Source organism: Gracilibacillus phocaeensis (assembly GCF_900626275.1).
Taxonomy (GTDB): domain Bacteria; phylum Bacillota; class Bacilli; order Bacillales; family Amphibacillaceae; genus Gracilibacillus; species Gracilibacillus timonensis.
Genome location: NZ_LR131144.1, coordinates 1,097,902 through 1,120,032 on the forward strand (window position 1 = coordinate 1,097,902; position 22,131 = coordinate 1,120,032).

Consider the following 22,131-nt stretch of genomic DNA (forward strand, 5'->3'; position numbering starts at 1 on the left):
ATCCCTAAAAAACATGAATTTGTCATAATTATAATAAACAAACAGTAGAAAATATGATATACTATTTATAATATTTATAAATTGATATTTATTATAAATAAATGAAAGTGATAATCACTATCAAAGATGATTATCGGTTAAAGGGGGACTACAAAATGACAACATTAAATGGTGGCTTATCTTACCTCAAACTACATGGTGAAATTATCGCTGCGGCCATAAGCGGAATACTTATTTTTACAGCCTGGATATTATCCGACTATCTTAGTCACGGTTCATGGATTACATTATTAATTGCCGCTTTTCTCATCGGTGGGTTTGCTAAAGCGAAGGAAGGGATTACTGAAACATATAAGACCAAACGTTTAAATGTGGAACTGCTGATGATTATTGCTGCCATTGGAGCGGCCTCGATCGGTTTTTGGGCAGAAGGGGCTATTTTGATTTTTATCTTTTCTTTATCTGGTGCTTTGGAAAGTTATACGGAAAATAAAAATAAGAATGAATTACAAAGCCTGATGAAGCTGCAGCCAGAAACAGCCACCTTGCTTAGTGGTGAGGTAGTAGCCATTGATCAATTAAAACCAGGCGAATTGATTACGGTAAAATCAGGAGAGCGAATTCCTGCTGACGGCGTGATCAGTAAAGGAGATACGACGGTAGATGAAAGTGCCTTATCTGGAGAGTCTATACCTATTTCCAAGACGATAAGTGACGAGGTTTTTGCTGGGACCGTTAATCTCGGTGGCAGTCTGCAAATTGAAATAAATACATTGCCAACAGAAACCATGTTCCAAAAAATTATCGAATTGGTGCAACATGCACACGAAGAACGTTCTCCTTCCCAGCAATTTATTGAAAAATTTGAAGGATTATATGTCAATATCGTGTTGATCACCGTAGCAATGATGATGTTTCTTCCTCATTTTATATTTGGCTGGTCTTGGACAGATACGATTTACCGTGCCATGATTCTATTAGTCGTCGCCTCTCCATGTGCGTTAGTAGCATCGATTATGCCGGCAACACTATCCGCTATCTCTAATGGGGCACGCCAGGGAGTTCTGTTTAAAGGAGGCGTCTATGTCGAAGCTTTAGCGAAATTAGACGCGATTGCTTTTGATAAAACAGGGACATTGACGAAAGGTGAACCAGCAGTAGTGGATTATTATATTGATCCTAATCAAGAGGTGGATGATGTAGCAAATGCCATTTATGCGATAGAAAATGAATCGATTCATCCGCTAGCTGCTGCCATGAAAAAATGGGCAGGGCCGAAACGCAGCAGCCAAGAGGAGTTATCTGTAACAGTGGAACATCATAATGGCAGGGGGTTATCTGCACAAGCAGACCATAGCCATTGGATGATTGGTAATGCAGAAATGATCGGAAAACAAGAGGCGGCTCAGCTCATGCAGCATTTTTCGACACATCAACAAGCAATGACGGAAATCTTTGTGAAAAAAGATACAAAGGTGATCGCTGTCTTTTTATTAAAAGACACCCTTCGGCAGGACGCAGTGGAAGCCATCCAAGAACTTCAAAGTTTGGGACTGCGGACGATTATGCTGACGGGAGATAATCAAGCCACCGCAGAAAATATTGCCAAAGAAGCGGGAATCGATGAATTTCATGCCAATTGTTTACCCGCAGATAAGGTGAAACACTTAAAACAACTGCGCCAGCAAAACCAGCAGTCGGTCATGATAGGAGACGGTATAAACGATGCTCCAGCCTTAGCTACTGCCAACATTGGTGTTGCGATGGGGACTGGCAGTGATATTGCATTGGAGACTGCAAATATCGTCCTGATGAAAAATAATCTAGCAAAAATGGTTCATGCCATTCGTGTTTCTAAAAAAATGAATACCATCATAAAACAAAACATTGCCTTTTCCTTATCCGTTATAGCTGTTTTGATTACCAGTAATTTTCTGCAGATGATCAATATGCCGCTAGGTGTGATCGGTCATGAGGGAAGTACCATTCTGGTTATTCTTAATGGATTGCGGGTATTAAGAGCGAAGTAAACGAATATTATTGATGGGATCATATACAGACAGCAAAGGGATATATGTTATTGCTCAATCGTTACTTATTATAGTAGAATTTAAAATTGGATCTCACATGACTTAAAGGACGAAGGAATACAAGAAACCAGGAAAATAATCAGAATGGAGAATAATATGACAAAAGCAAAAGGGACACTCATTATATTAGGAATAATAGATATAAGCCTTGTCATCATGCATTATAGTGATTATTATTTTCTTTTTTTAAAGCCAACAGGTTATATTATTCCTTTGATAATCAATGTTATTGTTATTGCAGTGCTTGCTTTTCGCTCCAAGTTTTCGAAAATAGGCTCAATCATTGGTCTGTTCCTGTTTGCTGGGTTTATTTTGATTTATAGTTTGACGATTTGGATGATGGATTATCATTATACGAAAATTGACTCGCCCTATGATCAGCAATCGTTGGTCATCGAGTACCGCTATTTTGCATTAGGGGAAATCACCTATTCCTATCATTTTTATGAGACGAAGTTGGGTATAATAGGCAAGCAGCTGAAGGATCAGTCCATTAGCATGGTTATTCGAGGCAGTTCTGGTGCTGATGTGGAAGAGGTTTTAGGGATAGGAACAGAAGAATGGGTGACAGACCATGTTGTTCGTTTTTTTACCTGGGAAGGAGAGCAGGATGTTTATCTAAGTTCGTCACAAACATCAGCTGAACCAGAGGATATCACTGAATCAATGGAGACATTTATCAATCAGATGGAGGAAAAAGATATTGGTCAATCGATCACCACCAACGGAAATCAATTGACTATACGCTACGATCAAGCGTCGGGGTAGGAATGGATAGATGTAATAAACTAACAAGGACCATATTCAACCAACAATGTTCTCGTGTTATACTAGGCGAACAGCGTGCTTATCTCATGTAGGAGGAACGTACACATCAATAGGAGTAGCTTTTATATCCTCTGTCTGAATGAACATTCTTACACAAAAAATCACACTATTGAAAACAGTAAGCTATATACACCAGCAACCACCACTGCTATGACAAGTCCTATTACGATTCCTTTCAAAAAGGCTACAAAATGAAACCAGTAATTATGATAGTCTTTCACCATATCTTCTGTTCCAGGAATGCGGAATCTTTTCACATAACGAAATAGCAACCAGTCAATCACTATCAAATCATAGAGATTGACCACAGTAAATAAAAGGAACATATGAATAAACGCCTCTAGAAAACCATCTACCTCCGCTGTCCAGACTAGCAGCACACCAACAAGAACAAATACAACAGCACCCATTAACTTGAATGTTAGTTTATCATTTCCGCTTGGAATTCGCCCTTCATACTCTTTCATTGATTTTACTCGTTTTTGTATGTTGGGCGGGTAATTGTACAAGTTTTTCACGGAATCATTTTTAATTAGTTGCACCAGGATAGCGAGAGAGAATAAGAGAGAGACAACCATACATTGAATAAACAAAACCATTTTTATCCCTCCTTACTTCATTAGCTAAAAAAATAATGTACTTGTTTCCATGCAGGATATATATGGGTGGAATGGGGTAGATAATTAGCTTGTTAGTTTCTCTGTTGAAAATAAGTTTATCTAAAGAAACTTTAAAAGTAAAGAGGAGAAAGGAAGATCGTAATAGGAAACATTTCATGAGAGGGAATTATATCATGTTGTCAGGCAAGGGAAGAGGTCCCTTGCCTGACCATGTAGCTGTGACTCGAAATCTCTTACAAAATCATCTTTTGCACCACGAGTCCAAGCACTAAACCAAGCAAAATAGACGAGAGGGTACCTAACAAGAAATATTCTGCCCAGTTGCGATCATCTAACTGTTTAAAGCGAGCAATCGACTTGGCTGCAATAATGAAGGCAATCGATTCATAGGCTCCAATGGCCGTTAAGAGAATCACTAGCAATCTCTCGATATAGCCAATCCATTTTCCATGCGAGCGCAGCGGGGCGGAGTAGGTATAATAATGGTATTCCTCGGTAAAATTATTTTCTGTCTGAGGTTCGTTTGTTCCTGCTGCATGGTTCATTTGATTTCGTAACGTCAATGCTCCGGCAAAATTGGCAAGTTCTGACGGAAAGGAACCAATGATATACTTGACGATATGACCGCTGACACTAGTGGCTAATATATAAATGATGAGCAGCAATAACGTGGCATCGAATAAGTTTAAGCGAGCCTCTCCATACAAGTCTGCTAAACTTGCTGCCATTTCTGATGTCTGCATTTGGAAGAATAGAATGCCAGCAATGAGTATCATCAATACATGTAATGCTTGATCTAACAAGAAATATCCCAGGCTGGTCAGATTGCTAATTTTATTGGCGTTTACTAGTTTTATTTTTAACCAATCAATCAGCAGATGTGTGACGTTAATAAAGGCGAGAGGCAAGATAAAATAACGGAACACATGTTGAAACTCATAGGAATAGCCCCAGATAAAAACCAGTGCGATCCCTGTTGTCAGCAAGTGATGGATCATGTGTTTTTTTAAATATTTGATTTTATGCTTTACCATTTGGTCGGATTGCAGCCAAAAGTCAGCGATGAAATGGGCAAGAAGCAGCAATAGAATTGTCATGTTGAACTCCCTTCTTTCGGCAAATAAGCGTCTAAGTGATGGCGGATCTGTTGTTTCATATTACTTTGCAGCTTATCCATTAAAAATGTCTTATCTGTTTCTTCTAATGAACCGAGCACCTTTACCATATCATCAAATGCTTGTAAAATAACCTGTGTTTTACCCTGTTTGATATGATGGGAAATAGTAGCGGTTGTCCGTCCCAGATATTGGCTGACTTTATTTTGCTGACCGAGTATCAGATAAAGCGAACAGACAAGCGATTGAACGTCAGTTTGTCCGTTCAAATGCTCTTGCTTTAGTGTTAAACTGGTGTTGATCAACGACTCAAACTGTTCGTGATAGACAGTATATCCCTGTTCTGCTTGTGAACGAGGTAATGCAAAGCGAAAAAGATTTCTATTCGCTTGATTTTTCAGGTAATCATTGGCCTGTCTTGCTTGTTTCATTAATGGATGAATCCAGGTTTCCAAGTTTAAGGTGCCCACATCCGTTTCAATATCACCAAATGAAAGACCGAAATAAGGCCGGTGGTCAGTGAATTTCCAAATACGGCTAATATAGAAAGCAAGTACATATGCGGTGGCATAGCCTTTGCAAACAACGACCAGTTCATCGCCAGCCCGATGACTCACTCTTGTCTCTACCGTATATTGTGTCCATTCAGTTAGGCTACCTCTTATTTGTGCTAGGTATTCACTGATTTCATTCCCGATATGTTCTACTGATGAGTTACTGACATCCATGATAAAGACGGAAACTTGTTGGGACATGTAGAAATAACTCCTTCCTTAACCAAAATAAATAAATTCGATTATATGATCTAATATATCAAAAGTTAGATGAAATAGTCAAACTTTATTGTGGTTAGATGATAAAAACTAATATAATCCCTTTTTCCGAACGAATGTTCTATTAATTATTTTACTATATAGAGAATAAAAAATCTAGTAAAAAAAGGATGCAACTAATGATAGAATAGAAAAAGAGAGTGTCGGCACCCAAACTAGATAAGGAGACTTGATTTTATGCAAATGAACTATGCCAAAGAAATAAAAGCTAGGACGTCGGAGTTCCGTCAGTATCTAGAGAGTGGGCGATACACTGCGGACGATCAATTCCGTGTGATTTTCAAAGCATCCAAACGTAATAGCCCGATTTTGGCAGGATTAAATGTAGAAGTACTTGATAATCGCGTAAGTATACCTCAGCAAACACCTGCACACTTTGCAGGAAATATGCTGTGGTTTTGCAGCAATGGAGATGTCAAAATATTCTCTGATTCGGAAGTACTTACCTTATGCTGTAGTCAAGATAATTACGTAAGGAAAATCAGTAATTATGATTATTTCTCACGTTTTTTTCGAATACCTGCGTGGATCTGCCGTGATGATAAAAACTATATATTGGTAGAGAAATTAGTTACATTTGAGAACAAAAAAGACCAGGATGACGCCTTCCTATTAGAAACCATATACAATGATTACACCCATTATTTCAACTACATTTATCGTGAGGCGATGATGAACTACCGATCGATCAATGATTTGATAAGGCTTAGTCCCAATACGACTCACCGTAAAGAATTCGAGGATATTATTCATCTCATCGATCCTTGTTTATTTGAGGTATCCTTTCCTTTTATGAGACTTCACGGCGATTTATGGACGGATAATCTTCTTTTGAAGAAAGAGAGCACAGATGATAAACAATTGTGGTATATCGACTGGGACGCTTCAGGAGAGTATATCTTCTTTTATGATTTCTTTAAATTTATCTGGAATGAGTTAGATGTGCATGATAATAATGTGTATTATGATCGATATGTAAAAGGCGAGTATGATGTCATGCTGGGAAAAATCTTTGCTATTTTCGATCTGGAATTTCGGCCCGAACAGAAATCCTCCTATTTTTGTATGTTCTTTTTGAATACTCTTCTAGAGGATAATGGAGTGATGGCGTATGAAGTAAAACGTATGGAATTAGCCGATTTTCAGAGGAAGGTAGTGGCATTCATGAAAGATTCCTGAAGGGTGCTATCGTTCAATAACAGTCGTTGGACAAAGTGGAATTTCATGCGGTGTTCATTGGAGATAAGATGAGATGGCTGGAAAACAAACAGAACCCGTATTAAAATATATACAAGGATTATTATCCAAATCAAAGGAGGTCGTTGCAAATGATGAAAGTAGTGAATACCTTACGTATTGAAAAAGGAAAAGTAAAGGAAGTGGCTGAACGGTTTCAAAAAGCGAAAGCAGTGCACACCTTTAATGGATTTGTTTTGATGGAGGTTCTGATAAAAGAAAATACAGAAGAATATGATGAGCTGCAGGTTTGTACAACCTGGGAAGATTACGCTTCCTTCGAGGTTTGGAAAAAAAGCAGAGAAACAAGAGAAGCACATGCCTCACAAGAAAAGCAAGGAAAAGAGAATAGTCCGATACTTGGATCTGAATTAGCTACATTTGAAGTCTTTGTACAGCACCATCCAGCATAGTTTCTTTCACTTAATAGCTCATCATTGTTCATGAAAATCCCCCCTTCCGATAGAAGAAGGGAGGATTTTTTGATGGGATTATTTCAAAGATTCACAAGGATCAGACAATTTTTTCCTTTTATAGTTTATGGGTGGTTCGCAAACAGCTTCCAAACCAATTCATTTCTTGTCTGGACCCCTACTTTGTAAAATATACCTTTTAAATGATCTTGAACGGTATAATAAGAAATCTTAAACTGATTAGCTATTTCTTTGGTACTGGCACCTTGTATACAGCTTGTCACAACTTGCTTCTCCCGAGCAGTTAAAGCATAAGTCTCCATAAGATGTCCAAACATTTCTTTAGGAGAAGCTTTATCTATTGTAATAGCGATCATTGTTTTGTGTGAAGCTCCGGAGCGCAAGAAGGAAGCGGATGCTACAAGTACTATTTTGTCTGCTAGCGGGATGAATACAGAAAAACTTTTTTCATCCTGTGCTGATAGCTTCGCGCATATAGCTTGAAGAGGTTTAGGAAGTCGATGGAGATTCTTTGAACGTTCAAATTCCTGCAATAAGGTGATGTATTGCTTTCCTGCTTCATTGGTTGACTGTAATGTTAAATATTGATCTAGTATTATGACCCCAGAGCCCATATAGCTAGATTTAGAATGCTTTTCTAACTCAATATAAAAGTAATCCCTTAATGCTTTACCCATTATTAGGGATAGACCTTCTAGTAATAATACTTCCTGATCTGTAAAATAGCTTTTCTCCTCTTTTTTAAATAGCGTTAAAAAGCCAAAACATTTTCCTTTATCCATTAATGTGACACGCAGCTCATCTGAAATTTGACGTGGACTTAATATGTCCGTGAAACGTCTGCTTTTCTGTTTACCAAAGGTATCACTTAACCTAGCCGATTTAACATTGCTTTCCACTAAATCTTGATATAGATGTACATCCTCTTTATCGTATTCAGCTGCTAATATATCTTGGTGAATGGACTCAAGAGAGCATTCTGTTATCGCTCCCACCGTAGTTAGCGTGGTCGGATTGACGACGGTACAACAGTATGCATCAAAAGAAATCTGTTTCTGTAATAGGAGAATCATTTGTTCACGATAAAGATAAGAATCTTTATATTTATCCCAAAAATAATCTGATTTTTCATTCCAATAGTTCATAGAATAGAGCAATTTTGGCTTCCCCCTTGTTTATGGGATAGTATATAAGTGCTAAAAGTTTATAATTGATAATGATTTTCAATGCTAATTATAACAGGAGGAAAATAAAAAATGAAGCGGATATTTCTTTTTATTACTAGTGTATACTTACTTTCTAGCGTGGGGACTGCAAATACAAAAAGAGAAAGTAAAATATGTCAGCCTGTGTGGTAAGGAGGAAAATAAATGACTAATAAAAATTGGGAAAGACCTGAAGTGGAATATTATCAACAAACCATTCGCAGTAAAATTCCTGGGTATGATCTTATATATGAACAAATGCTGGCAATTATGAAGACTCATTTCATACCTCAGGATATCTTGATTGTAGGTGCTGGAGGAGGTCAGGAATTACATGTTCTGGGAGAACAGTATCCACAAGCAACTTATACCGCTTTAGACCCTTCCCGAAGAATGTTGGAACTTGCTAAGCAAAGAATGAATAATAGGTCATTAAAAATAGATTGGCAACAAATAACCATAGACAAACTTTCTAGTGAAAAAGAATATGATATGGTTACTTGTCATTTAATGTTACATTTCTTAAAGGAAGAAAAAGCAGCAGTTATAAATCAAATCAGCCAAAGAGTAAAAGCGGGAGGAATTCTTTTCATATCAGCGATTGTGGAAGAAGAGAAAGATAACACCCTTCCATATTGGCTTCAACATATGCAATTATACAATGTTTCAGCTTCTGATTGTAAAAAATTTGAGGAGTCATTTGATAAGACCACACATCCACTATCTGCTTCACTACTGTTGCAGGCCTTAAATGCCAATGGCTTCGAAACGGTTCTTCCTTATTTCAAAAGTTATGCGCTGGAAGCCTATGTGGCAAAAAAGGAGAGAAAAGGATGGTAGAATCGGTTATGATTATCGGTGGTTACGGGAAAGTAGGTGGAAATATTGCAAAGCAGCTAATCCAATCTACAGACTTACAAATTTTAATTGCTGGCAGGTGCTTGGCTAAGGCTTGTACATTCAGCCAACAATTAGGTGAACGTGCTTTCCCTGTAGAGGTGGACATTGAAAATGAAGCAAATTATGAGTCCCTCCTGCAGGCGAACCTAGTTATCATGTGTATAGACCAAACAAACACAAGGGTGGTTCAATATTGCTTGAAACATGGTATACATTATATAGATATAACGGCTAGTTTTGCATTTCTTGAACAAATAGAATTACTCAAACCATTGGTGCAGCAGTCTACTGTTATACTTAGCGTCGGTTTTGCTCCCGGTCTCTCTAATTTATTAGCAAAGCAACTTAAAGAAAGCATGAAAATCGTGGATAAATTAGATATTACAATTCTATTAGGTTTAGGAGAGCAGCACGGTGATGGGGCTGTTCAATGGTTGCTAGAGCAAATGAACCAATCTTACCGTATTAAAAAGAACGGTAGCACGCAAACCGTCCAGAATTTTTCTGGCAAAAAAACTACTTATTTTAATCGCTTGGGTACGAGAAGTAGTTATTTATTTAACTTTTCCGATCAGCATACTCTTCAGCGACAGATGCCTTATAGTGAGGTGAACACTTACCTTACATTTGATATAGAATGGGTAAATCGACTGTTGGCAGGACTTCACTATTTAAACATAACCTCGTTTCTCCGATATAGCTGGGCAAGGCGAGTCTTGGTTAAAATCATCCAAGGATGGCAGTTTTTTTCGTCAGGTTCGGATATCTGTGCTATAAAAGTGGAAGCAGTCAACAAAGAAAATAACCAGATTAATGAAGCACATCAAGTATGGTATGAAAACAACGAGGCGTTGATAACAGCCAATGTAACTTCATTGGTTGTACAACATATGATACACTCATCGTTGCCTGCAGGTATTCATCATTTGGATGAGTTGTTTTGGTTGGATGATTTATTTTGATAATGACAGATGTATAATCATCTCTTTTATGATGAACAAGGTGATCATTTAATATGATACGTGACTTTTGTGGTGAGACACGACCCTAAGCTTTCACCTTTACTAGAGTACAGCAACCATTTCTCATATGAATCATTCGATTTGTTAAAAGAATTTGTACAGGGTAATATTTCGGAAAGAAAAGATAAACCAGGGAATCCAAAATAACTCTATTTACTTTGGATTCCTTTTTAAACTTAGAATAAAATAATTAGTCAAAATTAGTCGATCCGTTTTTTTTTATCACCATAAAGCCATCGAAGTGCACGGATGAAATGTGGACTAAAGAAATATACATCATGTGTACCTTCCGGATGCGTTTCAAACAGTAAATTTGAATCGGAGAAACCTTCCTTCTTTAGTTCAGCATACGCTTTTTTCGTATATTCCACCATGTGTTTTTGAGCACTATCTCGATAAATTCCTTCTATTTCACCAACATATAGGTACATTCGATGATTTTTTCGGTTGATAATTGGTTTTTGGAAGCTTCTTCCCGAACGAGTTACTAGATCTCCTCGCAAATATGGTAGCAAACCATCATACCAGAATGAGGCGGATAAAATAATATAGTCATGAAATACCTTTGGGTAATAATAAGAGGCAAAGATAGAGACAAGACCTCCAAATGAGCAGCCAGCAATTGCGGTATGACTCGGTGCAGCGTTTGTTGCATAGTTTGAATCAATAACTGGCTTGATTTCATGAACAAGTACGTGCAAATATTCTTTTGCTTGTCCACCCAGGTTTGGTTGATTTGGTAAAAGGGAAGGGCTCTCCCATGGTGTGTAATCATTATTTCGATCAATCGGTTCAATACCAACCAAAATCGCTGGTTCGATTTGTTCCGTAATGATAAGGTGGTCCACGTAATTCATGGCCTATGTTGCTGCATTTCCACCATCATGCATATAAATGGTGCGATATGCCTTTTCAGAATCATAATTTGTGGGTAAGACGACGTTTACTTGATAATTATGAATTTTTTCTTGTTGCCTTTGCATCAAAAATTCCCCCAGTGTTTCCATTTTGTTTTTTAATAAAGATGGTTTAATTGAAATCAATAATCATTATCAATTAAGATTATAATATAAAAAAGAAGAAAAATAAAGAAAGGCATGAGATAAATCTTGGAATTCTTGATTCTAGGGAGATATCTTTTAAAAGGCAACTTCGAGCAGGTGAAAGATGAGTGGTTCAACTAAACATCAATCAAAATGCTCGAGGTTTTCCGATTTTCAACACTGACCATGATGGCTAAGAACGATTTCTACGGTGTCTTTCTTTGTCACCTTTCATAGCATTTAGTTCTTCTTTGCTTTTCTTCTTTTTCCCTTTATTTACACTCATGAAAATACCCCCTTTTTGATTAGTATGGGCTAAGTGTTAAATAAAATGTAAATAAGCTCCTAAGTCATTAAAAAAATGAATGTCCTGCTCTTCATGAATAGATGCTAATTATCCCTTTTATTGCCTGTGAAAGATTTTTTTATTATAATCTATAGTATATTGCTGACGGACAGGCTGTCTAATAAAGGATCGATGTTTTCATAAAATAGTGGATGTTAGATGAATTAAGGGTTAAGTGGACAAAAGGGAGGCAAAAAAAATGAAAAAAGCTGAAAATATGGAGATGAAATCCTTTCTATACGAGAATGATGGCTTTATCCCTAATCATCCGAGCTATCCATTATTGTTGTATAAGAAGGTCTTGACTTCTGAGGATGATCCAAAACATATTTTGACACACAACAATTGGCTGGGGGCATGGCAGGGAACCGTGGCTCCTTTTCATCATTTTCATAGCAACACACACGAGGTGCTTGTTGTAACAAATGGAACTGCCTTACTGCAGCTTGGCGGAGAGCGGGGAGACAAAGTGCAGGTAGAACAAGGAGATGTCGTTATTCTTCCGGCCGGATTTGGTCATAAATTACTGGAAAGCAGTGTTGATTTTGCAGTGATAGGGGCTTATCCAAATGGGAAAAGTTATGATTTCTGCTATGGAAATGAATCCAATCGATCGGAACAAATAGAAAATATCAAACATGTTCCTTTACCAGATGCTGATCCGCTTTTTGGTGAAAAGGGACCATTGTTCTCCTATTGGACAGTCGACATAGATTAGTAGGCATGCGGGCAGCAAAGTTTTCACCTCTGTATAGATATAAAGCGTTGTTTTTAATGAAAATTCAGATTTTTTCTAATATCGATTTTCAAAATCTAAAATTAAGAGTATAATAGGGAAAGGGATTGTAAAATAATGTACGGTCCTTAATTTTTTTCAAAATCTACGCCATAACAATCGAGCCATTATCCTATTTAGCACGTTCATTACAAAATCTTACTAAAGGAGATACCACGTGGAAAAAACAGTCGAATCCGGAATATCTAGTGCAATCGGCAAGTTATTTCGAACTAATTTCGGAAAAGGACCGGAATCAATTTTTGTATCCCTATCAAAACCGTACATTACTATTTATTTGCGCAAGTTTCTGGCACCGATGGAAAAGGTTATCCTGAAACAGGAAAGTGAATTGAAATTTCAGGAAACACGAGATATGTTAATGAAAGAATTAACGCCTCATATACAATCCATCATTTCTTCACATGCAGGAGTGGTAGTGGATAAAATCTATTATGATTGGTCGATAGAGAATGAAAATGGCATTATTTTTGCGGAATTGGATTCTGAATTCGATACGACAACCGAGGACTATATTAACTATCCGGCAAAACAACAAATTCATGAAGAAATTAACCGATTTACGCAAAAAGCACAAAAATTTCCTAGGAAGCTTACTTCCTTTATGCTCAATGCTCGCACATTAATTTCCAGACGAGAGGATATTTTTGTTTTGATTGAACAAGAGCTTATTCAATCTGGTTTTGAAAATCAACTCAGATTGTCAAAACGAAAGTTGGAAAAAAGTTTGATTGATAGAACGTTTTTGGAATCTGTGCTGCAACAAGAAATACAAGATTTATTTGTAGACTGGGATTTTAAAAACGACATAGGTTTTGTTGTATTCATACTTATGTAAAGCATCACTTTATTTCCTCTCAAATAGGGTTATCTTGTTCAAACTCCTCCAGGATAATTACTGTACTTTCCTGAAGTAATATGCTAAATTTTTTGCATATTATAAGGGGGAGTTTTTTAATGATTTTTTTACACGACTTTGGAATTGGGATAGAAGAATATGAGAAGAAAGGAAAAAAGAATAACTTTCCGTTATTTAAATGGTGCCCAAATTGCCAAGCAATTGCTTATGGAAACTTGCACAGACATGGTTATTATTGGAGATACGGAATAAACCAGGAAGAGGAACTACACATTCCTATATGTCGTTTCAGGTGTTTGGTTTGTCAAGTAACGATCTCTATTTTACCGAGTTTCTTAATTCCCTATTTTCAACATACATTGGATACCATGATGGAAAGATTAAGCAGTGTGCTTAAGGGAGAGAAAGTAAAAGGAAGTCGCCAGCAATTAGAACAACATCTGAAACGTTTTTATGAAAGCATCCATTGGACCCATAGCTTTTTTACAGACGCAGGATATCAATTGGGTTTCACGAAGGATATAAAAAAAGAAGCCCAAAAATACGTGACAATGATCCAAGATTTTGGCGAATCAACCTCCTTCTTCCGAAGGAGCTGGGGTCATTTATCATCCTATTTTATGGGCAAATTAATTCTACCATATTTACCACCAAAAAAGAATACTATTCATCCCACATAGACTTTTCCTAGCACTGATGGGAAGGACAAAGTAGAATAAAAGCAATGGATAACCGGTTATCCTTCTATAAAAAGGAGGAAAAGTTCATGAATGAAAAAACACGGGAAGAAATTGCTTTATTTCGTTATGGATTGATTGCCCCACTTTTGAATGGACAAGTAAAGCCAAAGGATTATTTGAAAGAAATGGAAGGGAAAATGCATACGATTCCTTATTATGGGGAACGAAAGGTTGCAGCCAAGACAATGCAAGAATGGCATCTGCATTACCGAAGGAATGGATTTGATGCATTAAAGCCTAAAAGGCGTTCTGATCGAGGGGGCGCCAGAAGATTATCTCCGGATGACAAAGATCATATACTAGAAACACGAAAAAAATTTCTCCATATGCCTGTTAGTGTTTTCTACGAACAACTAATAGGAAATGGAGAAATCAACAAAAATCAAATCTCTTACTCTACTATAAACCGATTACTAAAAAAACACAAGATGGCAGGAAGGAATTATATTCATTATCATCCAGAGAAAGAACGAAAACGCTTTGCGCATGATAAAGTCAATGTACTATGGCAGGCAGATTTATCACACGGCCCTTATGTCCCGGTTAATGGAAAAATGAAGAAAACGTTTCTTATTGCTTATATTGATGATTGTTCGAGATTGGTACCGTATGGACAATTTTTCTCTTCTGAGAAATTTGATGGTTTAAGAGAAGTGACCAAAGAGGCATTCATACGCAGAGGAAAGCCAAACATCATTTATGCAGATAATGGAAAGATCTATCGGTCAGAAACGCTACAGTATGCATGTGCCCAATTAGGAATTACCTTAGCTCATACGCAACCCTACGATCCTAAAAGCAAAGGGAAAATAGAAAGGTTATTTAAGACGATACAAACGCGTTTTTATCCACTACTTCAAACCAATCCAGCTACCTCTTTGGAGGAATTAAATGAGAGATTCTGGTGTTGGCTCGAAGAGGATTATCATCGGAGAGTACACGCTTCCTTAGAAGGAAAAACGCCACATGAAGTATTCCAATCGCAGCTAGATCGAATCAGCTTTTTAGAGGACCTCTCTATTTTAGAAACCATCTTTTTAAGACGGGTAGAGAGAAAAGTAAAGCAAGATGGAACGATTACATTGGACAAGCAGTTATATGAAGTTCCTTCGGAATATATTGGTCAGCGAATTGAAGTTCGTATGGATGAACAACATGTTTATGTATTTGAGGACGGAAAAAAGGCAGCTGAAGCCAGAGCGGTCACCATCCACGATAACGCCCATATCAAACGTGGACCATCGCCGTTTTCTCTCTCTGAAGCAAGGCAGGAGGAGGGAAAGGATCATGTATAAAACATACTATTCCTTAGCAAAGGAAGCCTTTACCAAGGAAGCAACAGCAACAAATGCCTTCCAATCGACGAGTTATCAAGAGGCAATGAATGGTCTTGGGTATTTACAAAAGTCTAAAGGAATTGGGTTGTTGATAGGTGACCCTGGTGCTGGGAAGACGTACACCTTACGAGCCTTTAAGAATTCACTTAACCCAGCCTTATACCATGTCGTCTATTTTCCGTTGTCCACCGGAGGGGTGATGGATTTCTACCGGGGGCTAGCATACGGACTAGGAGAAGAACCTAAGTTTCGTAAAGTAGATTTATTTCGTCAGATTCAACAAGGAATTGAACGGATGGAGCAGGAGCGTAAAATAACGCCCATATTTATTTTAGATGAAATGCATATGGCAAAAGATGCTTTTTTACAGGACTTAGCTATTCTTTTCAATTTCCAAATGGATTCGTCGAATCCATTTATTCTGATACTAGCTGGTCTGCCGCATTTGAAAACGCGGCTCCATTTGAATCACCATCGCCCGTTGGCTCAACGAATTATTATGAGATACCAATTCCAGCCATTGAATAAAGAAGACGTTACTGCTTATATGGAGCATCAGTTAAAACTGGCAGGGGCAAAGATGCCGATTTTTACAGAGACAGGTTTAGAAGCTATCGCTTTACGTTCGCAAGGATGGCCACGCATCATTAACACATTAGCTTCAAATTGTCTTCTGTATGGAGCGCAGTTAAAAAAACAACAAATTGATGAAGAGATTGTTCGTATGGCAACAGAGGAAAGTGGCCTATGATGCGGCAAGGAATCATGATATTTGATTTACAGGGATGGAAGATCTGGATTGGCCAGCAAGACTATGAAACATTTGAAGGAATGGCTTTTGAATTACGTATTCAAAAGCATTATTTCAAAGCATATTTAGGAAAAGAAGATCAAGAGTGGTATGTGATATTAGATGAAGATGTAGCATTTAATTTACGTGTATTCGAGGTTTACAAAGTTCGTATAGAATACATAGATATCACATCAGGAAATGCCTCTTAAAAGGGGCATTTTTTCTGGAATAGTATCTGAAATAATTTTACAAAGTTTTTTCAAATCGGAAATTAAATGAATAAACGAGCACATTACTCCAGATTTCTCCCTGATATAAAATGGAAAAGGATGTCTGAATTAATGTGGTAGTTTACAATACTTAAACCTAAAAAATAATAATGGTGGGAATGTCTAGACATTAGCGCTAAGACATAAGCCGAAAAGGAAAATGAATCCTTTTCGGCTTTTTTTAATTGATGAAACGGCAAGGAAAAATTTTTACCTGGTATTTGATCTCCATTTTCTATAACGCTGATGGAATGAAGTATGAGTCTCCAGCATTTACTAAACGCACTTTATTGGAAGCAAGACATTTAAAATGATATCAAAAACTGGGGGGGAATAGATGATGATGAAGACTTCATCCAATGTGAGAGTACCCATTCACAAGGAATTGGACATCGTCCGTGCCAGGCAAGTAAGTCGGGAATTAGCAAAACAGCTGGGTTTCCATACCGTTGATCAGGCACGTATAACCACAGCTATTTCCGAATTAGCCCGCAATATTTACTTGTATGCGGGAAAAGGAGAAATTTCTTTTGACATCATCGATACACGTGATCGAAAAGGAATAATGATGATGGCAGCTGACTCCGGACCGGGAATTAGCGATATAAGATTGGTCTTACAGGATGGTTATACGACTTCTGGAGGTCTCGGCGCCGGTCTTCCTGGAGTAAAACGTTTGATGGATGAATTTGATATTCAATCCAATCTTGGAGACGGTACTATCGTCACCATATCGAAATGGTTGCAATGAGGTTCGAGATATATTCTACATACCCAAAAAAATTTTTACTGGTTTTGATCAATAAGGAATAAACAGGCTTGTGATCCTAACCCAGATATATTGTTAGATTTTTTACGACTCAAAAAGAATGTTTCTATTTTGTAGCGTTCGAGTGATCAATGGAATAAATAAGGATTTCCATTGGAAGAAGAATTTTATGGTGGCGTCACATGAATAGTGATAAAGGAACCAACTCGTAGTACTCTAAGATAGAATAACTAAAAGAAAAAGTTGCTCTAAACAAGATGAATGACTTGTCGAGCAACTTTTTTAAATAACTCTTCTTTAAGCAATACTTTTACATGCCTCTGCACATTGAAAACAGGCTTTTGCACATTTTTTACAATGTTCATGCTCATGCTTGTTGCATTCATTTCCACACGCTTCACAAATAGTAGCACAAGCAGCGGCTAGTTCCGACGCAAAAGGAGTATCTCTGCATAAAGCTTGTGCCAGATAAGAACAGATTTCTGCACATTCTCTGTCCAAACGGATACATTCAGCCATCATCTGCATATTTTCTTCTTTAAGACATGCGTCATAACAATGGTTACATACGATAATACAATCTTGTAAAGCGTTTATGACTTGTTGGTGTTGTTCGTGTGCCATTAAAGAAAACCTCCCTGTCTTTTCTTACATTGAATACTTTTCCCACTTTTGGCTGAAATAAACGAATGTTAATCATATCTTTTTTTAGATTTATCACAATGCTATCCATTCGTAAGACTCTTTTTAAAAGAGAATAGAAAGGAGGCCTTCCAAATGATTAGATAATGATTGATGAAAGCAAAAATGAAACCATAAAAAGTTGAACTAAATACTTGGAACTGGACACAAAATTCACAGCTTGACATTAGTTAATAGATGACCTATCATTTAGTTGCACAAGCAAATATAGAGGTGGTAAATAAGATGGAGCATTATTTAAATGAATGTTTATATTTTACAACAAGCAGGTTAAACAGGCTGTTAACAAAAATGGCCGAGGATACATTTTCTAAAATGGGACTTTCTCCCAATGGAGCATTTTTTATGATGATACTCTCTGAAAAAACGGGAGTGAGCCAAAAGGAGATGGGGGAGGCTTTGCATCTTCAGCCATCGACCATAACAAGGCTTATTGAAAGTTTAATAAAGAAAGATTTCATTTCAAAAGAAGTGAAAGGCCGATCAGCTCACTTGCATTTAACCAACAAAGGAGAAAAAATGATTGATGATATTTATCAAATATGGGATGAGCTTCGAAATAAATATAATGATATATTAGGAAAAGAAGTTGCTGATCAATTATCAGTAGACATACGCCAAACATCAGATGCATTAGAAAAAAATATATCTTACTAAAGGTATATTTTTCAAAAAAATGGCTTGTACAAACAAATAAATGGAGGGAATTTATGAGTATATCAGTTTTTTGGCTAGAGGGAATAGGTAAATTAGGCAGACGGGTTTATAAAGATAAATGTTTCACCTGTCCAATCTGGCAAGGAGTTTGGCAATGATGGATTGGCTTTTGATTATCTATACAGTTAGTGTGGCCATCCAAGCAGGTTTATTCTTTGTATTTTCCAACACAATTATGAATGTTTTACGGGATTATCCATTGACTGAAGCGCGTAAAGTGATGGTGAACATTAATAATGCTATACAAAACCCATTGTTTTTAACCATTTTCTTAAGTCCTTTTATTGTGATCATGATCAGCCTCTTGTTAATGGTAGTTCAACCATTGTTGTTTAATAGTTGGATAATCATTAGTTTTGCTATCTACTTTTTAGGTGCGTTTATGGTTACTATTTTTTTCAATGTTCCGATGAACAATCGTTTACAATCTAATGAAAACATGGAATACTGGTCACAATACTTAAGTCAGTGGACACGCTGGAATCATGTAAGAACTATTTCGTCTATAATAGCATTAGTCATTATTGTTGTACTGTTTGTGTTATGAAAATCTTCATTTGCTCCATGTTGTGAAATTATGCAGAATCGAAATAGAGCAATAGCTTTCTAAGCTGTGGATCGCAGTTTCTCATGCTGTCTAGGCGGTTTTCAAATTCTTAATGGAAGTCATTACATCAAAGTAAAGATTACCCTGAAATATAAAAATAGTTGATTTTTAATAGGTGAGTTTATATAATATTCATAAATCATAATGATTTCGATTTAAGAATATTATAGCACATGCTTAGAAAAGATAGCGTAAGGAATATTAAAAAGTCGTTGATAATCTAATGCCTAGGAAAGATTATCATTGTTTTGATTTGATTTGGGAGCGTTTCATTTTTCATCTTTCCATCTCATTTATAAAGATGGATTTTTTTGGAGGTTACATAGTAGATTTTATGTTTTGTAGTTATAGATAGAGAAAACCTTATGAAAGTTCATCGTTTAAAAACAAGATATAAATAAGCTTTAAATGAAATTAGAAAGTAATACACAATTTTCCAAACAGACACATCAAGAATAAATGAATAAGGAAGGGTTGTTCATGTCAAAGGTATATACTTTACAGTTAGGAAAAATCAACATGATGTCTATATCGGATGGAGCATTTCCAGTCTCTAAGCAATTCTTTTTTGCGAATACACCAGAGGAAATAATCCGAGATATTCCATCCCATTTTGACGCTCCGCTTAATTTTTTATACATAGATACAGGAGATAAACGGATATTAGTAGACGTTGGATTTGGACAAACGTTAGCAGAGGCTGGACAATTGTTTCTTCATCTAGAGTCACAAGGCATAGATCCAGCAGACATTGATACCATAATAATCACACATGCTCATATGGATCACATTGGAGGACTTTCCTATGATGGAAGCCCCGCTTTTCCAAATGCAGAGTATGTCATACGAAAAGATGAATGGGATCATTGGAAAAGCAAACCGGAATCCAATGAATTCAGGAAGCTAAAGGATATTGCGGATCACTTAACATTCATTACGTCGGATAGGGAGTTGTATCCTGGTATTCATCTTATTCACGCTCCAGGGCATACCGTAGGACACTTATCTCTTCATATCCAATCAGAGGGAAAATCTTTATTGGTTGCCTCTGATATATTGAATGATCCGATAACTTTGCAACATCTTCCTTCCTATATACGTGCAGAGATGTCGCCAAGACAAGGATTAGAAACTCGGAAAAAATTTTTACAAGATGCTGTAGATAAAAAGGCACTCGTTTTTGCCTGTCATTATCCTTTTCCTGGATTCGGGTATGTTCATAAAGCAAAGGAAAAGGATAGATGGAAGTGGTCACCGATTGTCACAGGCTAATATTTTTTTAGAATAGATCAACTTAATCAAAGAAAGGATGAGTGTGAACAAACATGAGTGAACAAATATACGATGTATGGTGGGATAACGACAAACGGGAAGCTGAGATGGAAACGGCGCATCAGAATGGCTGGAAAGATACGATATCGTTAATGAAAGAAAAGGACTTGTCCGCATATTCTGTGCTTGATTTTGGTTGTAACCGTGGAGGATTTTTACGTACTCTTTATCAGGAAAAACCTTTTAAAGAAGGGATCGGCATTGATCTAGGTACAGAATCTATCCAAATAGCAGAGGAAAGAAAACAAGGTTTGCCACTGCATTATATGACCACAGGTGTCCCAGGAAAAACAGGAAAAACATTTGATATCGGCTTCTGTCTTTCCGTTATTTATTTAATTGAAGATTTGGAAGATCATGCGCAGAAGATCAAACAAGTATTGAATACAGGAGGAGCTTATTACATCACCTATACTGAACTCCCTAAAAATAAAAGTTTTCCATACTTTAAAGAAAGTATAGAAGGATATAGCAAATTACAAGTTCAGTCACATACTATAGATGATATTGCTTTTGCCTTTATGCAAGAAGGATTCCAAGTAGAGGTTCAGAGAAAGATACCAAATGGGTTTATTTCGATCTCAGGTGAGCAAAACGGATTTCGATCCATTCATGATCAATTAATATCTCAATATGAACAAACGTACTTATTCAGAATGACCTTACCCTCTTAAAAGTAAGTGCTGCAGATGAAAAAAATATTGCCAAATGGTAGCTTTAGTGCATTTATGATGGCTTGTCAAGCAGAAGAAAAGGGTGCTAATCCTAATTCAAATGGGAGTAGTGACTGTTCTGATGCAACAGATTTTCAATGACTATAGATAAGTGTGGACGTGACATAACAATAGAAGAACCGCCTCAAAATATTTTGTCTTTAGGAGAGTAGCGGGTACATTATTGGAGCCGGCTATCATTAATGGATACTGTGATCAGGACAATCCGCAAGAGAATAATGATTTATGATCGATTTGAAAGCATTTTTGCAGATACAGAAACGTTAGCAAAGTTGACAGGAACAAAACATTAAGCACAGGAAAATATTGAAAACTATCGAGAAAGAGTAGTAACACGATACGAGAACAGACAGAAGGAATTTCAATATCTAGTAATTATGCAGTAACGCTATTCGTCTTACGTTTTGAAGATATTGGAGCATTTGGAGAGCGTAGCATCATTAATCAACAAATGGCGTATACAGAATGGTCCAATATATATAGATGAACCAGAACGTTACTTAGGGCCTGCTATAGAATCTATCATTGATCAAAATCCGGAATATATTATTGCGTTATATGAAAAAAGAGATATGACAGAAGGTAACTGTTTATTTTGCTCTCTCCACATTTGTTGGGTGGGGAGTCTTTTTTCGTTTTACAAAAAAATGGTGTTAAAATCTTGGGTGATAAACAGGTCCATTTGTCGTATAATTAGTGTAATTCGTCAACTATCATTGTACTGGATGGATGGAGGGAGATACTTCTTTTTGATGTCTCAGAATCTTTGAAGCCAAGCAATTACACTTTATGAAATATACTACG

The 22,131-nt window shown here is 36.9% G+C and carries 25 protein-coding genes; 18 read left to right on the forward strand and 7 right to left on the reverse strand.

The genetic code is table 11. The features are described 5' to 3' along the window. The first annotated feature begins 155 nt into the window (after positions 1 to 155). Both E0E32_RS13095 and E0E32_RS13100 read left to right on the forward strand, forming a co-directional pair. A complete protein-coding gene (locus tag E0E32_RS13095) occupies positions 156 to 2,030 on the forward strand; it encodes a heavy metal translocating P-type ATPase (protein ID WP_130859925.1) in 1,875 nt (624 codons plus the stop codon). Between the two features lie 144 nt (positions 2,031 to 2,174). After that, a complete protein-coding gene (locus E0E32_RS13100) occupies positions 2,175 to 2,858 on the forward strand; it encodes a hypothetical protein (protein WP_207302287.1) in 684 nt (227 codons plus the stop codon). 161 nt (positions 2,859 to 3,019) lie between these two features. On the opposite strand, the gene E0E32_RS13105 is transcribed toward E0E32_RS13100, so the two are convergent. The 3 genes from E0E32_RS13105 to E0E32_RS13115 form a co-directional block, all read right to left on the reverse strand. Beyond that, positions 3,020 to 3,517 carry a hypothetical protein gene (locus E0E32_RS13105; protein ID WP_130859926.1) on the reverse strand — a complete coding sequence of 166 codons (498 nt, stop codon included), beginning with the start codon at positions 3,515 to 3,517 and terminating at the stop codon, positions 3,020 to 3,022. Between the two features lie 254 nt (positions 3,518 to 3,771). Next, complete coding sequence (locus E0E32_RS13110; protein WP_130859927.1) at positions 3,772 to 4,635, reverse strand: DUF3307 domain-containing protein; 864 nt, start codon at positions 4,633 to 4,635, stop codon at positions 3,772 to 3,774. Continuing rightward, positions 4,632 to 5,408, reverse strand: coding sequence for a hypothetical protein (locus E0E32_RS13115; RefSeq protein ID WP_130859928.1), 777 nt, complete (start codon positions 5,406 to 5,408; stop codon positions 4,632 to 4,634). The genes E0E32_RS13110 and E0E32_RS13115 overlap by 4 nt, the downstream gene beginning before the upstream one ends. Positions 5,409 to 5,663: 255 nt before the next feature. On the opposite strand from E0E32_RS13115, the gene E0E32_RS13120 reads away from it, so the two are divergent. Together E0E32_RS13120 and E0E32_RS13125 are read left to right on the forward strand one after the other, a co-directional pair. Further along, positions 5,664 to 6,665 carry a phosphotransferase gene (locus tag E0E32_RS13120; protein WP_130859929.1) on the forward strand — a complete coding sequence of 334 codons (1,002 nt, stop codon included), beginning with the start codon at positions 5,664 to 5,666 and terminating at the stop codon, positions 6,663 to 6,665. Between the two features lie 149 nt (positions 6,666 to 6,814). Next, on the forward strand, positions 6,815 to 7,135 hold the full coding sequence (locus E0E32_RS13125; RefSeq protein WP_130859930.1) for an antibiotic biosynthesis monooxygenase: 321 nt from the start codon (positions 6,815 to 6,817) through the stop codon (positions 7,133 to 7,135). Between the two features lie 125 nt (positions 7,136 to 7,260). On the opposite strand, the gene E0E32_RS13130 is transcribed toward E0E32_RS13125, so the two are convergent. After that, the gene (locus E0E32_RS13130) at positions 7,261 to 8,313 is read right to left on the reverse strand and encodes a helix-turn-helix transcriptional regulator (protein WP_130859931.1); all 1,053 of its coding nucleotides are present in this window, start codon (positions 8,311 to 8,313) and stop codon (positions 7,261 to 7,263) included. Positions 8,314 to 8,526: 213 nt separating this feature from the next. Between E0E32_RS13130 and E0E32_RS13135 the strand changes: the two genes are divergently transcribed. After that, entirely contained in the window at positions 8,527 to 9,201 is a 675-nt protein-coding gene (locus E0E32_RS13135) for a class I SAM-dependent methyltransferase (protein WP_130859932.1), read from the forward strand. Beyond that, entirely contained in the window at positions 9,195 to 10,223 is a 1,029-nt protein-coding gene (locus E0E32_RS13140) for a saccharopine dehydrogenase family protein (protein WP_130859933.1), read from the forward strand. The genes E0E32_RS13135 and E0E32_RS13140 overlap by 7 nt, the downstream gene beginning before the upstream one ends. Before the next feature lie 260 nt (positions 10,224 to 10,483). On the opposite strand, the gene E0E32_RS13145 is transcribed toward E0E32_RS13140, so the two are convergent. Together E0E32_RS13145 and E0E32_RS22640 are read right to left on the reverse strand one after the other, a co-directional pair. Then, positions 10,484 to 11,140: an alpha/beta hydrolase gene (locus tag E0E32_RS13145; protein ID WP_207302288.1), complete on the reverse strand. Its 657-nt coding sequence runs from the start codon at positions 11,138 to 11,140 to the stop codon at positions 10,484 to 10,486. 3 nt (positions 11,141 to 11,143) lie between these two features. After that, on the reverse strand, positions 11,144 to 11,266 hold the full coding sequence (locus E0E32_RS22640) for a hypothetical protein (RefSeq protein ID WP_286171912.1): 123 nt from the start codon (positions 11,264 to 11,266) through the stop codon (positions 11,144 to 11,146). 605 nt (positions 11,267 to 11,871) lie between these two features. Here E0E32_RS22640 and E0E32_RS13150 point away from each other — a divergent pair. From E0E32_RS13150 to E0E32_RS13180, 7 genes are all read left to right on the forward strand, one after another. Continuing rightward, on the forward strand, positions 11,872 to 12,390 hold the full coding sequence (locus E0E32_RS13150; RefSeq protein ID WP_078060131.1) for a cupin domain-containing protein: 519 nt from the start codon (positions 11,872 to 11,874) through the stop codon (positions 12,388 to 12,390). A gap of 235 nt (positions 12,391 to 12,625) precedes the next feature. Next, positions 12,626 to 13,306 (forward strand): Na-translocating system protein MpsC family protein, encoded by a 681-nt coding sequence (locus E0E32_RS13155; protein WP_130859934.1) that lies wholly within the window; start codon positions 12,626 to 12,628, stop codon positions 13,304 to 13,306. A gap of 119 nt (positions 13,307 to 13,425) precedes the next feature. Then, the gene (locus E0E32_RS13160; protein ID WP_066189519.1) at positions 13,426 to 14,007 is read left to right on the forward strand and encodes a DUF6431 domain-containing protein; all 582 of its coding nucleotides are present in this window, start codon (positions 13,426 to 13,428) and stop codon (positions 14,005 to 14,007) included. Positions 14,008 to 14,093: 86 nt separating this feature from the next. Then, the gene (locus E0E32_RS13165) at positions 14,094 to 15,362 is read left to right on the forward strand and encodes a TnsB C-terminal domain-containing protein (RefSeq protein WP_066189521.1); all 1,269 of its coding nucleotides are present in this window, start codon (positions 14,094 to 14,096) and stop codon (positions 15,360 to 15,362) included. Further along, entirely contained in the window at positions 15,355 to 16,155 is an 801-nt protein-coding gene (locus E0E32_RS13170) for an ExeA family protein (RefSeq protein ID WP_066189525.1), read from the forward strand. The genes E0E32_RS13165 and E0E32_RS13170 overlap by 8 nt, the downstream gene beginning before the upstream one ends. Beyond that, the gene (locus E0E32_RS13175) at positions 16,152 to 16,406 is read left to right on the forward strand and encodes a DUF5348 domain-containing protein (RefSeq protein ID WP_066189527.1); all 255 of its coding nucleotides are present in this window, start codon (positions 16,152 to 16,154) and stop codon (positions 16,404 to 16,406) included. The genes E0E32_RS13170 and E0E32_RS13175 overlap by 4 nt, the downstream gene beginning before the upstream one ends. A gap of 400 nt (positions 16,407 to 16,806) precedes the next feature. Further along, positions 16,807 to 17,217 (forward strand): anti-sigma regulatory factor, encoded by a 411-nt coding sequence (locus tag E0E32_RS13180; RefSeq protein ID WP_434059213.1) that lies wholly within the window; start codon positions 16,807 to 16,809, stop codon positions 17,215 to 17,217. A gap of 315 nt (positions 17,218 to 17,532) precedes the next feature. Here the strand turns inward: E0E32_RS13180 and E0E32_RS13185 are convergent, their stop codons facing one another. Next, on the reverse strand, positions 17,533 to 17,859 hold the full coding sequence (locus E0E32_RS13185; RefSeq protein ID WP_130859935.1) for a four-helix bundle copper-binding protein: 327 nt from the start codon (positions 17,857 to 17,859) through the stop codon (positions 17,533 to 17,535). A gap of 303 nt (positions 17,860 to 18,162) precedes the next feature. On the opposite strand from E0E32_RS13185, the gene E0E32_RS13190 reads away from it, so the two are divergent. The 5 genes from E0E32_RS13190 to E0E32_RS22645 all read left to right on the forward strand — a co-directional run bounded on the left by E0E32_RS13190 (position 18,163) and on the right by E0E32_RS22645 (position 21,408). After that, on the forward strand, positions 18,163 to 18,594 hold the full coding sequence (locus tag E0E32_RS13190) for a MarR family winged helix-turn-helix transcriptional regulator (protein ID WP_130859936.1): 432 nt from the start codon (positions 18,163 to 18,165) through the stop codon (positions 18,592 to 18,594). A 154-nt stretch (positions 18,595 to 18,748) separates the two neighbouring features. After that, positions 18,749 to 19,201 carry an anthrone oxygenase family protein gene (locus E0E32_RS13195; protein WP_165445032.1) on the forward strand — a complete coding sequence of 151 codons (453 nt, stop codon included), beginning with the start codon at positions 18,749 to 18,751 and terminating at the stop codon, positions 19,199 to 19,201. A gap of 540 nt (positions 19,202 to 19,741) precedes the next feature. Further along, positions 19,742 to 20,533, forward strand: a complete 792-nt coding sequence (locus E0E32_RS13200) for an MBL fold metallo-hydrolase (protein ID WP_066193452.1) — start codon at positions 19,742 to 19,744, stop codon at positions 20,531 to 20,533. Between the two features lie 53 nt (positions 20,534 to 20,586). Then, entirely contained in the window at positions 20,587 to 21,267 is a 681-nt protein-coding gene (locus E0E32_RS13205) for a class I SAM-dependent methyltransferase (RefSeq protein WP_130859938.1), read from the forward strand. 15 nt (positions 21,268 to 21,282) lie between these two features. Beyond that, positions 21,283 to 21,408, forward strand: a complete 126-nt coding sequence (locus E0E32_RS22645) for a hypothetical protein (RefSeq protein ID WP_286171913.1) — start codon at positions 21,283 to 21,285, stop codon at positions 21,406 to 21,408. The last annotated feature ends 723 nt before the right edge of the window (positions 21,409 to 22,131 follow it).